We start from the raw sequence: 307 nt of genomic DNA on the forward strand, positions 1-307 counted from the left end.
TAAAATGTATCTGGGTAAAGGAAACCTAATCTATATCAATGGTATTGACAGTTCGCGCAGTTACTACGGAGCCGATGTTGAATTTGTCAGTACCAATTGGGGTAAAAGCTGGCGTAAAGAAGACAACGGTTCCAATGTATATGGTGGATATTTCAATCCGCAAACCAACGAGGCTTGGATGTTGAAGATATACAGTCTGTATTCGCGAACGGTGAAGTAGATTGAGAAAAGGCCGTCTGAAAACCATTCGGATGTTTAGACGGCCTTTAAATAGGAAAGAAGCCCACTGATGTTGAAACTAAGCAAA

1 protein-coding gene is annotated in these 307 nt (G+C 41.0%); it reads left to right on the plus strand.

Features of this window, described 5'->3' with window-relative positions; genetic code table 11:
* The coding region (locus Q0X97_RS11870; RefSeq protein WP_302067625.1) for a hypothetical protein at positions 1–220 on the plus strand (220 nt) is incomplete at its 5' end.
* Positions 221–307: the final 87 nt, after the last annotated feature.

Source organism: Neisseria sp. MVDL19-042950 (assembly GCF_030504625.1).
GTDB lineage: Bacteria > Pseudomonadota > Gammaproteobacteria > Burkholderiales > Neisseriaceae > Neisseria.